This window comes from uncultured Polaribacter sp., from assembly GCF_947497125.1.
GTDB lineage: Bacteria > Bacteroidota > Bacteroidia > Flavobacteriales > Flavobacteriaceae > Polaribacter.
This window is the reverse complement of record NZ_CANMFI010000001.1, coordinates 442,978-458,039: the sequence shown is the minus strand read 5'-3', so window position 1 is coordinate 458,039 and position 15,062 is coordinate 442,978. Positions and strand designations below refer to the sequence as shown.

General features: G+C 31.2%; 12 protein-coding genes. 6 read left to right on the top strand and 6 right to left on the bottom strand.

What is annotated here, in order from left to right; all coding sequences use genetic code 11:
* Window positions 1–28 precede the first annotated feature (28 nt).
* The 3 genes from Q0678_RS02135 to Q0678_RS02125 all read left to right on the top strand — a co-directional run bounded on the left by Q0678_RS02135 (window position 29) and on the right by Q0678_RS02125 (window position 4,571).
* Window positions 29–2,131 carry a S9 family peptidase gene (locus tag Q0678_RS02135; RefSeq protein ID WP_299053764.1) on the top strand — a complete coding sequence of 701 codons (2,103 nt, stop codon included), beginning with the start codon at window positions 29–31 and terminating at the stop codon, window positions 2,129–2,131.
* A 116-nt stretch (window positions 2,132–2,247) separates the two neighbouring features.
* A complete protein-coding gene (locus Q0678_RS02130; protein WP_299053200.1) occupies window positions 2,248–3,243 on the top strand; it encodes a PLP-dependent cysteine synthase family protein in 996 nt (331 codons plus the stop codon).
* Between the two features lie 80 nt (window positions 3,244–3,323).
* Window positions 3,324–4,571 (top strand): aminotransferase class I/II-fold pyridoxal phosphate-dependent enzyme, encoded by a 1,248-nt coding sequence (locus Q0678_RS02125; protein WP_299053197.1) that lies wholly within the window; start codon window positions 3,324–3,326, stop codon window positions 4,569–4,571.
* 133 nt (window positions 4,572–4,704) lie between these two features.
* Here the strand turns inward: Q0678_RS02125 and Q0678_RS02120 are convergent, their stop codons facing one another.
* Together Q0678_RS02120 and Q0678_RS02115 are read right to left on the bottom strand one after the other, a co-directional pair.
* Complete coding sequence (locus Q0678_RS02120; RefSeq protein ID WP_299053194.1) at window positions 4,705–6,540, bottom strand: DEAD/DEAH box helicase; 1,836 nt, start codon at window positions 6,538–6,540, stop codon at window positions 4,705–4,707.
* A 132-nt stretch (window positions 6,541–6,672) separates the two neighbouring features.
* Window positions 6,673–8,064 (bottom strand): hypothetical protein, encoded by a 1,392-nt coding sequence (locus Q0678_RS02115; protein ID WP_299053191.1) that lies wholly within the window; start codon window positions 8,062–8,064, stop codon window positions 6,673–6,675.
* A gap of 177 nt (window positions 8,065–8,241) precedes the next feature.
* On the opposite strand from Q0678_RS02115, the gene Q0678_RS02110 reads away from it, so the two are divergent.
* On the top strand, window positions 8,242–9,861 hold the full coding sequence (locus tag Q0678_RS02110) for an ABC-F family ATP-binding cassette domain-containing protein (RefSeq protein ID WP_299053189.1): 1,620 nt from the start codon (window positions 8,242–8,244) through the stop codon (window positions 9,859–9,861).
* Between the two features lie 84 nt (window positions 9,862–9,945).
* On the opposite strand, the gene Q0678_RS02105 is transcribed toward Q0678_RS02110, so the two are convergent.
* Window positions 9,946–10,887: a hydrogen peroxide-inducible genes activator gene (locus Q0678_RS02105; protein ID WP_299053186.1), complete on the bottom strand. Its 942-nt coding sequence runs from the start codon at window positions 10,885–10,887 to the stop codon at window positions 9,946–9,948.
* A gap of 93 nt (window positions 10,888–10,980) precedes the next feature.
* On the opposite strand from Q0678_RS02105, the gene Q0678_RS02100 reads away from it, so the two are divergent.
* The gene (locus Q0678_RS02100) at window positions 10,981–11,454 is read left to right on the top strand and encodes a Dps family protein (RefSeq protein ID WP_299053182.1); all 474 of its coding nucleotides are present in this window, start codon (window positions 10,981–10,983) and stop codon (window positions 11,452–11,454) included.
* A gap of 51 nt (window positions 11,455–11,505) precedes the next feature.
* On the opposite strand, the gene Q0678_RS02095 is transcribed toward Q0678_RS02100, so the two are convergent.
* The 3 genes from Q0678_RS02095 to Q0678_RS02085 all read right to left on the bottom strand — a co-directional run bounded on the left by Q0678_RS02095 (window position 11,506) and on the right by Q0678_RS02085 (window position 14,199).
* On the bottom strand, window positions 11,506–12,135 hold the full coding sequence (locus Q0678_RS02095) for an acyloxyacyl hydrolase (RefSeq protein ID WP_299053179.1): 630 nt from the start codon (window positions 12,133–12,135) through the stop codon (window positions 11,506–11,508).
* Window positions 12,136–12,138: 3 nt separating this feature from the next.
* Window positions 12,139–13,026: a 3-hydroxybutyryl-CoA dehydrogenase gene (locus Q0678_RS02090; protein ID WP_299053177.1), complete on the bottom strand. Its 888-nt coding sequence runs from the start codon at window positions 13,024–13,026 to the stop codon at window positions 12,139–12,141.
* A gap of 213 nt (window positions 13,027–13,239) precedes the next feature.
* Window positions 13,240–14,199 (bottom strand): Gfo/Idh/MocA family oxidoreductase, encoded by a 960-nt coding sequence (locus Q0678_RS02085; protein ID WP_299053174.1) that lies wholly within the window; start codon window positions 14,197–14,199, stop codon window positions 13,240–13,242.
* A 180-nt stretch (window positions 14,200–14,379) separates the two neighbouring features.
* Here Q0678_RS02085 and Q0678_RS02080 point away from each other — a divergent pair, with 180 nt between their 5' ends.
* Window positions 14,380–15,021 (top strand): protein-L-isoaspartate(D-aspartate) O-methyltransferase, encoded by a 642-nt coding sequence (locus Q0678_RS02080; protein ID WP_299053172.1) that lies wholly within the window; start codon window positions 14,380–14,382, stop codon window positions 15,019–15,021.
* Window positions 15,022–15,062 lie beyond the last annotated feature (41 nt).

Here is a 15,062-nt window from a genome sequence, read left to right as displayed (position 1 = left end):
TTTGCAAGCGTTTTTAAATATAATGATGATGAAAAGTACCGATGCAATAATACCTGTAGCAGCAAAAAAGCCTACAAAATTAGAAAAACATGGAGACACTAGGGTAGATGATTATTTTTGGATGCGTTTATCTGATTCTCAAAAAAATGATGAGGTAAAAGATGCACACACCCAAAGTGTAGTAGATTATTTAGAAGCAGAAAATTCATACTATAAAAAAGTTACTAAAAACACCCTTCCTTTTCAAGAAGCATTGTTTGAAGAGATGAAAGGCAGAATTAAAGAAGATGATTCTTCTGTACCCTACAAAGACAATGGTTATTACTATAGTACACGGTATGAAAAAGGAAAACAATACCCAATTTATAGTAGAAGAAAAGAGCATTTAGACGCTGAAGAAGAAATACTTTTTGACGTAAATGAAATGGCTGCTGGTTTTGATTATTATCAATTAGGCGGCTTAAATATTTCTCTAGACAATAAGCTAATGGTTTTTGCAACCGATACAGTTAGTAGAAGGCAATATACCTTACGCATTAAAAATATTGAAACTGGTGAAATTTATAAAGACATTATAGAAAACACCACAGGCGGTTCTGTTTGGGCAAATGATCATAAAACTATTTTTTATACCCAAAAAGACCCTGTTACTTTAAGAAGTGTAAAAATTTATAGACATGTTTTAGGAACACTAACAACCGAAGATGTATTGGTGTTTCATGAAAAAGACGATACTTTTGGTACTTATGTAACCAAATCTAAATCAGATAAATACCTTATAATTGGTTCTTACAGCACTGTTTCTACAGAGGCCCAGTATTTAGATGCTAACAATCCTACTGGCAGATTTACAATCATTCAACCTAGAGAAAGAGATTTAGAGTACAGTGTTTCTCATTTTAATGATCATTTTTATTTACTGACAAATAAAGATAAAGCGGTTAACTTTAAGTTAATGAAAACGCCAATAACCAATACTTTAAAAGAGAATTGGGTAGATGTAATTCCGCATAGAGAAACTACTTTATTAGAAGATTTTTCAATATTTAAAGAATACTTGGTTTTAGAAGAACGTACCGATGGTTTAAACAAAATACGTATTAAAAGATGGGATTTATCTGAAGATTATTACCTGCCATTTAATGAAGAAACGTATTCTGTTGGGGTATATGCAAATCCAGATTTTGATACTGAGATTATTAGATATTCTTATAACTCGTTTACTACGCCGAGTTCTGTGATCGATTTTAACATGGCTGATCAATCCAAAGAAATTAAAAAAGAACAATTAATTTTAGGAGATAAATTTAATAAAGAGAATTATAAGAGTAAGCGTATTTGGGCTACAGCAAGAGATGGTAAACGCGTTGCAATATCATTAGTATATCATAAAAACACTGCTTTAAACTCTAAAACGGCGCTTTTACAATATGCTTATGGTTCTTATGGGCATACAATACCAGATAATTTTTCTTCAACTAGATTAAGTTTGTTAGATAGAGGTTTTGTGTATGCCGTTGCACACATTAGAGGTAGCGAATATTTGGGAAGACAATGGTATGAAGACGGAAAAATGTTACAGAAAAAAAATACTTTTAACGACTTTGTTGATTGCTCTAAATTTTTGATTGAAAACAACTATACATCACCCGAAAACTTATATGCTATGGGTGGTTCTGCAGGTGGATTATTAATGGGGGTAATTGTAAATACAAACCCTGAGTTGTATAATGGTATTATAGCTTCGGTGCCTTTTGTAGATGTTGTTTCTACCATGTTAGATGATAGCATTCCTTTAACAACAGGTGAGTATGACGAGTGGGGGAACCCAAATGATGAAGCGTATTATAATTATATAAAATCGTATTCTCCGTATGATCAAGTAGCTGCACAAGATTATCCGAATATATTAGTTACTACTGGTTTTCATGATTCTCAAGTTCAATATTGGGAACCTGCAAAATGGGTTGCTAAATTAAGAGATTTAAAAACTGATACTAATTTATTGCTATTAGATACTAATATGGAGGCAGGGCATGGTGGTGCCTCTGGTAGGTTTGATGCATTAAAAGAAACTGCAAAAATGTATACCTTTCTTTTAGCTTTAGAAGATAAATTAATTCCCCTTTAAAATTAAGTTTTAAAATCAATTTTAAAATTTAAAGATAAAACGTACTTTTGCACAAGGTTAAAGAAAAAACCTCACAGGTTTTATAATTCTGTGAGGTTTTTTTATGAAAATAAAAGATGACGAGAAACAACGGAATTACCAATTCGATTTTAGAACTAGTAGGAGAAACCCCTTTGATTAAGTTGCAAAAAATTACCAAAAAATTACCAGGTAACTACTATGCAAAATTTGAGGCTTTTAACCCAGGACATTCCGCTAAAGATAGAATTGCACTTCATATTGTACAAGACGCAGAAAAAAAAGGAATCCTTAAAAAAGGCGCTACTATTATAGAAACAACCTCTGGTAATACTGGTTTTAGTTTGGCTATGATAAGTATTGTTAAAGGCTATAAATGTATTTTAGCAGTTAGTGATAAGTCTTCTAAAGATAAAATAAACTTATTAAAATCAATGGGAGCAGAGGTGCATGTTTGTCCTGCAAACGTAAAACCAGAAGACCCAAGATCTTATTATGAAGTAGCAAAGGCTATTCATAAAAAAACAAAAAATTCGGTGTATATTAATCAGTATTTTAATGAGTTAAATATTGAAGCACATTATAAGACAACGGGGCCAGAAATTTGGAAACAAACAGCTGGTAAAATAACTCATTTAGTAGTAGCAAGCGGAACAGGAGGTACCATTTCTGGCACAGGTAAATATTTAAAAGAACAAAACCCAGATATTAAAATTTTAGGTGTTGATGCAATTGGCTCTGTACTAAAGAAATATCACGAAACTAAAAAATTAGATTTAAACGAGGTAAAACCCTACAAAATTGAAGGGTTAGGTAAAAATTTAATACCAACAGCTACCGATTTTGATGTGATTGATATTTATGAAAAAGTGTCAGATAAAGACGCAGCTCTAGAAGCTAGAAATATTGTTAAAAAAGAGGGCATATTCCCTGGTTATACAAGTGGTGCTGTTATGCAGGCAACCAAACAATATGCTGCAAAAGATATGTTTTCTGAAGACAGCTTTGTAGTATTAATTTTTGCCGATCATGGTTCTCGATATATGAATAAAATATATAGTGATGATTGGATGAAAGAAAACGACTTTCTATAGAAACAATTCCTTACTTTACAATTTGATAAACTGCAAAAAAAGCGGTTTATTTGTAGTACTTAAAAATAAAAAATTACAACATGACCACAGATTTATTTGAAAGAATAATAAAAGATAAAGGACCTTTAGGAAAATGGGCACAACAAGCAGAAGGATACTATGTTTTTCCTAAGTTAGAAGGGCCAATTTCTAATAGAATGTCTTTTAACGGAAAAAAAGTAGTTACTTGGAGTATAAATGATTACTTAGGTTTAGCCAATCATCCAGAGGTATTAAAAGTTGATGGAGAAGCTGCTGCAGAGCACGGAATGGCTTACCCAATGGGAGCAAGAATGATGTCTGGTCATACGCCTTTTCATGAGCAATTAGAGAAAGAATGTGCCGAGTTTGTAGATAAAGAAAAGGCATATTTATTAAATTTTGGTTATCAAGGGATCATGTCTGCCATAGACGCCCTAGTTACTAAAAATGATATTATTGTTTATGATATGGATACCCACGCTTGTATTATTGATGGTGTTCGTTTACACGCAGGTAAACGTTTTGTTTATCGTCATAATGATATGGAGAGTTTTGAGAAAAACATTAAGCGTGCTAAAAAAATGGCAGAGAAAACTGGCGGAGGAATTTTAGTAATTTCTGAAGGGGTTTTTGGAATGCGAGGAGAGCAAGGTAGGTTAAAAGAAATAGTAGCTTTTAAAGAAGAATATAACTTTAGATTATTAGTTGATGATGCGCACGGATTTGGTACTCTAGGAGAAGGAGGTAGAGGTACAGGTTTCGAACAAGGTGTTCAAGCAGAAATTGATGTATATTTTGCCACTTTTGCAAAGTCAATGGCAGGTATTGGTGCTTTTTTAGCAGGTAATAAAGATGTAATTCAGTATTTGCAATACAACATGCGTTCTCAAACTTTTGCAAAATCTTTGCCAATGGCAATGGTAAAAGGAGCCTTAAAACGTTTAGATATGTTGCGTACAATGCCAGAATTAAAAGAAAAATTATGGGCAAATACAAATGCACTACAATCTGGTTTGCGCAATGCTGGTTTTGATTTAGGAACTACAGAAACGTGTATAACTCCTGTGTTTTTAAAAGGAGACATACCAGAGGCAATGGCAATGGTAAACGATTTAAGAGAAAATCATGGTATATTTTGTTCTATCGTAGTGTATCCAGTAATACCAAAAGGGTTAATTATTTTACGATTAATACCTACGGCAACACATACACAAGAAGATATAGATGAAACTATTACAGCATTTTCTGCGATTAGAACTTTATTAGAAGATGGGGTTTATAAAAAAATGGCAGCTGCAATGATGTAGTATTTTGATAACTATTTTAAAAAAGCCGAACATGTACTGTTCGGTTTTTTTTTGGTTTAATTTTTTTGATAATATTACTCATAAAAAAACCTCATCAAAATATTGATGAGGTTGTAATATAATTAAGTCTTTATTAGTTTTCTCTACGTTTTCTACCAAAACCACCAGAAGACTTTCTTTCTCCACCAGAACTTCTGCTAGCTCTATCTGGTCTGTCAGAAGAACGTCTTTCAGATCTTCTTCCGCCACCAGAATCACTTCTTCTAGATGATGAACCTTCTGCGCTTCTTCTGCGTCCAAATCCGCCATCTTTTTTACCAAAGGGTTTTCTTCCGCCACGTCTTCCGCCGCCGCCAGATCTTTCTTTTTTGGTAATTTCTACATTTACAGAACGACCATCAAAATCTGGTTGATTTTCTAAAAATGCTTCTAATGTTTTGTCTTCGTAATTTTTATCGATTTCAAAGAAAGAGAATGTGTCTAAAATGTCAATTGCACCAATTTCTATTTTATCTCCAATATTTTGCTCGTTAATTAAACCGATTAATTTACCAGGGTTTAAGTTATCTTTTCTACCAATATTGATAAAGAAACGTGTCATATTTTCATCAGTAGATCTGGCACGAGAATTATCTCTAGAAGATAAATCGTTTAAATCTTTAGAGTTTTCATAATACTTTAACATGGTATTAAACTCAAGAGAAACAAATTTCTTTATTAATTCTTCTCTGTCTAAAGATTCTAATTTTTCATAGATATTAGGTAAAAATTCAGACATTTCAGATTCGTTTACTTCCGTATTTTGAACCTTATCAATTAAATTCATTAATTGATTTTGTACAATTTCTTTACCAGAAGGTACTTTACCTTCTATAAATTTCTTTTTAATTATTCTTTCTATCTGTCTTAGCTTTCCTTTTTCTTTTCCGTTTACTAAAACAATAGAAATACCTTTGTTGCCAGCTCTACCAGTTCTACCACTTCTGTGTGTGTAGTTTTCTATTTGATCTGGTAATTTATGGTTAAGTACGTGTGTTAATTCGTTTACGTCCAATCCTCTTGCTGCAACATCTGTAGCAACTAAAATTTTAATGGTCTTTTTACGAAATTTACCCATTACAGAATCTCTTTGTCCTTGAGATAAATCTCCGTGTAAAGAGTCTGCGCTATAACCATCTCTAATTAAGTTGTCTGCTACTTCTTGTGTTTCTCTTCGAGTTCTACAAAAGATAATTGCATAAATATCTGGATTTAAATCTGCAATTCTTTTTAAGGCAGGATAACGTGTTCTTTCTGTAACAGAATAGTATTCATGTGTTACGTTTTCTGAACCAGAATTTTTTTCACCAGAAGCTACTTCTACAGGGTTTGTCATGTAGTTTCTTGCAATTGCTTCTACTTCTCTAGGAAAAGTTGCAGAAAATAACAAGGTTTGTTTTGTATTTGGTGTAGCTTCTAAAACAGCATCTAATTCGTCTTTAAAACCCATGTTTAACATTTCATCAGCTTCGTCTAAAACTAGCCATTGAACGTTTCCTAATTTTAAAGCTCTTCTATTTATTAAATCTACCGTTCTACCTGGTGTACCAACAACAATTTGAGAACCTCTTTTTAGAGATCTAATTTGTGTATCCATATTAGCACCACCATAAACTGTAGTAACTTTTATGTTTTTTAAATATTTACAAAAGTCTTCGATGTTTTTACCAATCTGTACTGCTAATTCTCTTGTTGGAGATAAAATAATTGCTTGTACATTGCTGTTGCTTTCGTCTATCAATTCTAAGATTGGTAAACTAAAGGCAGCAGTTTTACCGGTACCTGTTTGTGCAAAAGCTTTTAAATCGTCTGTAGATGAAATAATTTGCGGAATTGCTTTTTCTTGAATAACAGTTGGTTTTTCATACCCTAAATCTGTTAATGCTCTGTTGATAGGTTCTTTTAAACCTAATTCTAAAAATGTTGACATTACTGTGTTTTTTTGGATTCACAGAACGCCCACCTGCAAACCCGATTATAAATTCGACCTGATTTTAAATGAGTTAGACTCATTCTAAAAATCGTGCAAATGTACAAAAATATTATAGAATGGTAGTGTCTTTTAGTGTTTACTTATAGTAGCCAGCTCTGTAGTTAGGTTTTTAGAGGTAATTGAAGAAAAACCATTGGTAATTATACCTTTGCTATTAATTAAAATACTTCTGGGCATTTTACTTGTTAAGAAGGAGTTGGCAGGGTTTTTAGAAGTGATAAAAAATTGATTTTTTACATCTAAATTGGCAATTTTAGAATTGATATTACCATCAATTCTAATGGTAATAAACTTTATGTTTGGTAACTTTTTTGATAAATATCCAATTCTTGATGAAATGTAAGAAGGAGAAACATATTCTGGATTCCAAAAGAACAAAAAACTATCGCTGTTTTTTATAATTTGATGGCTATTTATAGTTTCGTTTTTAAAATTATACACTTCAAAATTAGGTAATAATAAGCCTTTGTGTAGTGTTTTTGCATCTTTTAATAAGTTAGCAACTAAATTTTTATCTTCTACGTTATTACTTAATTTAAAATAGGTGTTAAAAGTTTCTTCATTAATATTACAGCTAGCTTTTTTAAAAAAATGCCCTATTACTGTTTGCTTAAGAAAAGCGTTTTTTGAAGAATTAGATTTTATGTTGTCAGAAATAATATTTAGTAAATCAACAGTAAATTCAGAAGAATATTCATCTAACATAGGTTTATGGCCCAACTTGTATGTAGAATTATAAAGAAAATTACGTACATATTGCGTGTAAGGTGGGTAGTACATTAACGAGTCATTTTCAATATTAGTTAAAACCCTATGTTTAAAAAATTGATCGTCTAAAGGTGATAAATTTAGGTAGTTGTGATATTTTAAATTTGCAATTGGGTATCTCTCTATTCTAGAGTATATTGGGTAGGTAAGGGCTATCTTTAAAATATGCTTGTAATTAGCTGTTTCTTCTGAATGATTGCTTACATAATCTTTATACGTTTTTTCTTTTTTAATTAAAAGAGAATCTGTTTTTTTTAAAAACGTTGCTGCATCTAACTTATACAAGTTATAAAACATCTTATTTTCTTTTTCATCTTCTAAAAAACAGTCTATTAAAATATTATTTCTTTCGGCACCTTTACCAGCAAAAACAATAGACTCATCAAAATCCCAAGTATTTAGTCGTAACATTAAACTGTCTTGTGGCTCTAAATAGATGTATTGATTTTCATTGCCATGTACAAAATAGTACAAGCCTTCTTTTGTGTTTTTTAGTTTACCTAAAAACTTATTGTCTTTACCAAGAAACATGGTGTCCACTACTTTATCCATGCTATATAGCACCACAAAGTTAGATTTTGGGTTGATTATTTTACCACCAAAGTAAGTATCATTATTTTTAGTAGCTGATTTACAGCTTGCTAATAATAAAATTGAAGTAAGTAAAAAGTATGTAAGTAAACTTTTAATCATATACCATTCTGTTCTCTGTGTACTTACAAAGTTATGTATTCGAAAAAGCTTAAATTGTTAATTCGTTGTTAAATTAAAGGTGGCAAATTATTAATTTATTTCTTTAAAAACCATTTAGAATCGAGGGCTAAAAGATAAATCAAATTTGTACTTTTGCACAAATTTAAAAATTAGAGTATGTTATCAGTATCTAACTTATCTGTACAATTCGGAAAACGCATTTTGTTTGATGATGTAAACACAAAATTTCAAACCGGTAATTGTTACGGTATTATAGGCGCAAACGGAGCAGGAAAGTCTACTTTTCTTAAAATTATTTCTGGTGTTCAAGAAGCAACTTCAGGACAAGTTCATCTAGAGAAAGGTAAACGAATGTCTGTTTTAACACAAGATCATTATGCTTTTGATGAGTTTCCTGTTTTAGAAACGGTGGTAATGGGTAATAAAGAGCTGTTTCAAATTAAAAAACAGATAGATGATCTATATGCAGATTATACAGATGAAAATGCAGAAAAGATAGGAGAGCTTCAAATAATTTTTGAAGAAATGAATGGTTGGAATGCAGATTCTGATGCCGCTGCAATGTTATCTAATCTTGGTATATCTGAAGAATTACACTATACTTTAATGAAAGATTTAGATGGTAAGCAAAAAGTACGTGTATTAATTGCACAAGCTTTGTTTGGCAACCCAGATGTGTTAATTATGGATGAGCCTACCAACGATTTAGATTTTGAAACTATTGCTTGGTTAGAAAACTTTATTGCAAATTTTGATAACTGTGTTATTGTAGTATCGCATGATAGACACTTTTTAGATGCTGTTTGTACCCATATTTCTGATATTGATTATGGTAAAATAAACCATTTTTCTGGAAACTATACTTTTTGGTACGAATCTAGCCAATTAGCAACAAGACAAAGAGCACAGCAAAATAAAAAGGCAGAAGATAAAAAGAAAGAACTTGAAGAGTTTATTCGTCGTTTTTCTGCAAACATGGCAAAATCGAAACAAGCTACCTCTCGTAAAAAAATGATTGACAAGCTTAATGTAGAAGAAATTAAACCTTCTAGTAGAAGATATCCTGCTATTATTTATGACAGAGATAGAGAAGCAGGCGATCAAATTTTAAATGTAGAAGGCTTATCTAAAGAGTTTGAAGGAGAAAATTTATTTGCAAACGTAGATATCAACCTAAATAAAGGCGATAAAATTGCTATAATATCAAAAAACTCGAGAGCCGTTACTGCTTTTTATCAGATTATAAACGGAAATGAAAAACAAGATGCTGGTACTTTTTCTTGGGGTGTAACCACCACACAGTCTTACTTACCTTTAGATAACTCTTCATTTTTTCAGAACGGAGATCTTAATCTAGTAGACTGGTTAAGACAATATGCACAAACAGAAGAAGAACGTGAAGAAGTTTTTTTAAGAGGCTTTTTAGGGAAAATGATTTTTTCTGGTGAAGAGGCTTTAAAGAAAAGTAATGTATTATCTGGAGGAGAAAAAGTTAGATGTATGCTCTCTAGAATGATGATGAAAAGAGCAAATATTTTAGTGTTAGACGAACCAACAAATCACTTAGATTTAGAGTCTATTCAAGCTTTAAACAATGCTTTAATTAACTTTAAAGGAACAGTTCTTTTTACAACTCACGATCACGAGTTTGCGCAAACAGTTGCTAACAGAGTGATAGAGTTAACACCAAAAGGAGTAATAGATAGACATACAACATTTGATGAGTATCTTACAGACCCAAAAATTAAAGAATTAAGAGATAAAATGTACGCGTAAATAGCTTGCTATAAAATTAGTAGCCTAAAATAAAAACACCTTACAAGTATCAATTGTAAGGTGTTTTTTAGTAAAATATAGTTTTTATTTTTTTTGAAGTGGACTAATAATTTTTACATCAGAAAAAGAAATAGCACCTCTTACAATACCTTCTATCGTTTTTAAAAGCGCTTCTATTAACTGCATTTTTAATTGCGATTTATGGTAAATTAAACTTACCTCTCTTGCAGGTGGTGGGTTTGTAAATTCTCTTAAATGGTTTTTGTCTACTTCATTTAAATCTAAAGTATGTAGGTAAGGCAATAATGTCATTCCCAATCCTTCTTTAGATAATTTTATCAATGTATCAAAACTACCACTTTCTAGCTGAAAGCCCTTTTTGTTATCAATTTTATGAGTTCTACATAAATTTAGCACACTATCTTTAAAACAATGACCATCTTCTAGCAATAAAATATCTTCCATTTCCAACTCATCTGCAGTAATTGTCTTGTTTTTAAACAATCGATGATTTTGAGGTACTAACCCTACAAAAGGTTCATAATATAAAGGTCTTTCTTTAATAGCCTCATTTTCTAAAGGTGTTGCCGCTAAAGCAGCATCAATATGACCGTCAGTTAGTTTTCTAACAATTTCTTCGGTAGTTAATTCTTCTATAATTAGTTTTACTTTCGGATATTTCTTGGTAAAATTTTGTAAAAACATAGGCAATAATGTAGGCATAATAGTAGGGATAATTCCCAACTTAAATTCGCCACCAATAAAACCTTTTTGCTGATGCACAATATCTAAAATCCGATTGCTTTCATCTACAATTACTTTTGCTTGTTCTACTATTTTTTTACCTATTTCTGTTAATTCGATTGGTTTTTTAGCTCTATTAAAAATTTTAACCTCTAATTGCTCTTCCAATTTTTGAATTTGCATACTTAAAGTGGGTTGTGTCACAAAGCTATTTTCTGCTGCAATTGTAAAGTTTTGATACTCTGCAACAGATAAAACATATTTAAGTTGTGTAATTGTCATTATATAAGAATTTCTGATAAAGATATTAAAACTATCAATATTAATGATAGTAATTTTTGTTTATTTTCATATAATTTTGAAAAAAATAAAAACATGAACAAAACATTATTAGGGTTAGACACTCAAAAGAATTCAGATTTAGTAAAAGAGTTAAATGGGTTACTAGCTAACTTTCAAATATTTTATCAAAATCTAAGAGGTTTACATTGGAATATTAAAGGGAAGAATTTTTTTGAGTTACATCTTAAATTTGAAGAATTTTATACAGATTCTCAAATAAAAATAGACGAAATAGCAGAAAGAATTTTAACCCTGCATGGCAAACCATTACATACATTTACAGATTATTTAAACACAGCAACTATTGCAGTTGGTAAAGATATTTCTAATGATGTAGAAGGGGTAGAGCTTGTAGTTAATTCACTGTCAGAATTACTAAAAAACGAAAGATCTATTTTAGAATTATCAGATGCTGCTTCAGATGAAGGAACCAACTCTATGATGAGTGATTTTATAGCAGAGCAAGAAAAAACAATCTGGATGCTTAACTCTTGGTTAGGTAAATAAAACCAGTATTTTTTTAAATAGCGCAAATTAATTAATACTAATTTCTTTGCGCTATTTTAGTTTGTATGTTAATCCAATCTCTAAACCCAACTGATTGTAGCCACTATTTGGTTTTTGGGTATTAAAGTTAGATACATGACCAATTGTGGTGCCAAGATAATAACCAATTTTAGACTTGGTTTCATACAAAAAACCAATTGCAGCATTTTCTATAAAAGTAAACCCTTTTGCCAATCGTTCAGTTCTATTACTAATTGTTGCTACCCCTAAGCCAATTGTGCTTTGTATAAAAAGGTAGTTGCTTATTTTTCTTTTGGCGTTAAAACCTACTTCAAAACCAAGTAGATTTATGTTTTTTGGTTTAGTAAATTCACTAATTTTTTCCTCAAAATTTTCTTCAGTTGGCAGTACAAAATAACTGTTTAATAGCTGGTGTTGTATGTATTGTATTTGCGGCTGTAATAGAATTTCAAACTGTATAGACTTCCAATTTCCGAGTTCATAAAACAGCTGAACTTTATAAGTTGCTGCATTGTATGAATAGTCTTTGTCGTTAAATAAAAAATTATCTTCTGTGGCATAACTATATTGCAATCCTACTTTATTAAGACTTCTTTTTTGTTGCGCAAAAAAAGGAAAGCTTACCAATAAAAAAAAGAACGTAATGCCTTTACAAATCATAATTTACAGAAACATTTTAGCTACTTTTTCTGCCTTTCTACTTTCTGTATAATCGTAAAAACCTTCGCTAGATTTAACACCTAATTTACCTGCCATTACCATGTTTACCAATAATGGGCATGGTGCATATTTAGGGTTTTTAAAGCCATCATGTAAAACATTTAAAATAGATAAACATACATCTAAGCCAATAAAATCTGCTAATTGTAATGGTCCCATTGGGTGTGCCATACCAAGTTTCATAACCGTATCTATTTCAGAAACGCCTGCAACTTTATTGTATAATGTTTCAATGGCTTCATTTATCATTGGCATTAAAATTCTGTTAGCAACAAATCCTGGGTAATCATTTACAGCAACAGGTATTTTATTAATTTTTTTAGAAAGCTCTGTAATAGTTTCCATTACAGCATCATCTGTAGAGTAACCTTTTATAATTTCTACCAGTTTCATAATAGGCACCGGATTCATAAAATGCATGCCAATTACCTTTTCGGGCCTGTTAGTTGCGGCAGCAATTTGTGTAATAGAAATAGAAGATGTATTTGTTGCCAAAATGGTGTTTTTGTTACATTCTACATCTAACTCTTTAAAAATTTTACTCTTTAAAACGGCATTTTCAGTAGCCGCTTCTATTACCAAGTCTGCATTTTTAACACCTTTTTTAATAGCGGTGTAAGTTGTAATGTTATTTAGAGTAGCTGTTTTTTTTGCCTCAGAAATTTTTTCTTTAGCAACCATTCTATCTAAATTTTTAGCAATTGTAGCCATTCCTCTTTTTAAAGAATCTTCAGAAATGTCAATCAAATGAACACTATAATCAAATTGTGCAAAAGTATGTGCAATACCATTTCCCATGGTACCCGCACCAATAACTGCAATATTTTTCATTAATAATAACTTTAATATTTATATTTATTTGGGCGTTTTAACAGGCTTTCGCTACTCGCTTCTCGATAAAAATCGAGAGAGCTCAAACAAACCGCTCTATCCTTAACGCATATTTATTGAGTATAAGCAATTAGAAAGTTTCAATTTCAACTTGGTAGTATAAATTGATTTTCAATTGCGTAATAGTAAGTGTTTATTTTATAATCTAGTTTGTTAAAAACAATCTATAATCATTTGTGCAACTCTTAATGCTTCTGTTCCTTGGCCTAAAGTAACAATAGGTGTTGTATTGTTATTAATGGCATCGGCAAAAGTTTCTAATTCGTCTAAAATGGCATTGTTGTTTTCTACCTCTGGGTTTTCAAAATATATTTGTTTTTTAACACCCTCGGCATTTTGTAAAATCATGGCAAATTCACCCGGATTTTCAGGTACATCTTTCATTCTTACCAATTCAGATTCTTTGCTTAAAAAATTAACAGAAATGTAGGCATCTTTCTGAAAAAACCTTGTTTTACGCATGTTTTTCATCGATATTCTACTTGCAGTTAAATTTGCAACACAACCGTTTTCAAATTCTATTCTAGCATTGGCAATATCTGGGGTGTCAGAAATAACAGAAACACCGCTTGCATGCACATTTTTAACTTTAGATTTTACAACAGATAATATAATGTCAATATCATGTATCATCAAATCTAAAACAACAGGCACATCGGTACCTCTTGGGTTAAATTCTGCCAATCGATGACATTCAATAAACATTGGGTTTTCTATTTTATCTTTAACAGCTGTAAAAGCAGGGTTAAATCTTTCTACATGACCCACTTGCCCTTTTACATGATATTGGCTTGCTAAGGTTTTAATAGCTTCTGCTTCTATCACTGTTTTAGAAATTGGTTTTTCTATAAAAACATGGCATCCATTTTCTATGGCTTCTTTAGCGCAATCGAAATGAGAAAGAGTAGGTGTTACAATATCAATAACATCTACAGCGGCAATTAAAGCAGCAATAGAATTAAAAGCAGTATAACCAAATTCTTTCTCAATCTGTTTGGCATTTTCTTCTGATGGATCAAAAAAGCCTACTAAATCATATTTATCAGATGCTTGCAATAATCGCAAGTGAATTTTACCTAAATGACCAGCACCTAATACTCCTACTTTTAACATATTCCTTTATTTTTAGTCTTCTATTTATAACAATTTTATGTAACGTATTGATTGTTAATTGCTATTAAGACGTTTGTTTTCTGTTTTCTGATTTTAAAAAATCACCTCAAACAAAGATACAATTTTATGTGCATGTATATAGATTAATTACTATTTTTAGGGTTCAGAAATTTCATAAAATTGAGAGACACATCTAAACATCAAGGACTTAGAAATCAATTGGCTAGCGTATTAAAAGCCAAAGGAATTGTAGATGAAAATGTATTGCAAGCAATACGAACCATACCACGTCATTTGTTTATAGATAGTAGTTTTGAGTATCATGCATACCAAGACAAAGCATTTCCTATTGCTGCAGATCAAACAATCTCTATGCCATATACTGTTGCTTTTCAGTCTCAAACATTAGCAATACATCCAGAAGATAAAATATTAGAGATTGGTACGGGTTCTGGATACCAAACGGCAGTTTTACTAACTTTAAAAGCTACAGTTTATACTATAGAAAGACAACGAGAATTGTACAAAAAAACCTCTCTTTTTTTACCAAAGTTAGGGTATAATCCTAAAAAGTTTATTTTCGGAGACGGTTATAAAGGATTGCCTTCTATGGCGCCTTTCGATAAAATAATTGTAACAGCTGGTGCACCATTTGTACCAAAACCATTATTGTCACAATTAAAAATTGGTGGAAAATTATTAATACCTGTTGGTGATACCAAGCAAATTATGACACTTTTTATTAGAAAATCTGCCACAGAGTTCGAGAAAAAAGAGTTGGGCGATTTTGCTTTTGTACCTATGTTAGAACAGAAAAACTAAGTCTTTATAGTTGTAATTATAAATCATTTTTTGGGCATTAA

Coding starts and splice junctions, on each gene's coding strand:
- Q0678_RS02115 (WP_299053191.1), bottom strand. CDS start 8,064: ATGATTAAAAGTTTACTTACATACTTTTTACTTACTTCAATTTTATTA.
- Q0678_RS02125 (WP_299053197.1), top strand. CDS start 3,324: ATGACCACAGATTTATTTGAAAGAATAATAAAAGATAAAGGACCTTTA.
- Q0678_RS02095 (WP_299053179.1), bottom strand. CDS start 12,135: ATGATTTGTAAAGGCATTACGTTCTTTTTTTTATTGGTAAGCTTTCCT.
- Q0678_RS02090 (WP_299053177.1), bottom strand. CDS start 13,026: ATGAAAAATATTGCAGTTATTGGTGCGGGTACCATGGGAAATGGTATT.
- Q0678_RS02110 (WP_299053189.1), top strand. CDS start 8,242: ATGTTATCAGTATCTAACTTATCTGTACAATTCGGAAAACGCATTTTG.
- Q0678_RS02105 (WP_299053186.1), bottom strand. CDS start 10,887: ATGACAATTACACAACTTAAATATGTTTTATCTGTTGCAGAGTATCAA.
- Q0678_RS02120 (WP_299053194.1), bottom strand. CDS start 6,540: ATGTCAACATTTTTAGAATTAGGTTTAAAAGAACCTATCAACAGAGCA.
- Q0678_RS02130 (WP_299053200.1), top strand. CDS start 2,248: ATGACGAGAAACAACGGAATTACCAATTCGATTTTAGAACTAGTAGGA.
- Q0678_RS02085 (WP_299053174.1), bottom strand. CDS start 14,199: ATGTTAAAAGTAGGAGTATTAGGTGCTGGTCATTTAGGTAAAATTCAC.
- Q0678_RS02135 (WP_299053764.1), top strand. CDS start 29: ATGAAAAGTACCGATGCAATAATACCTGTAGCAGCAAAAAAGCCTACA.
- Q0678_RS02100 (WP_299053182.1), top strand. CDS start 10,981: ATGAACAAAACATTATTAGGGTTAGACACTCAAAAGAATTCAGATTTA.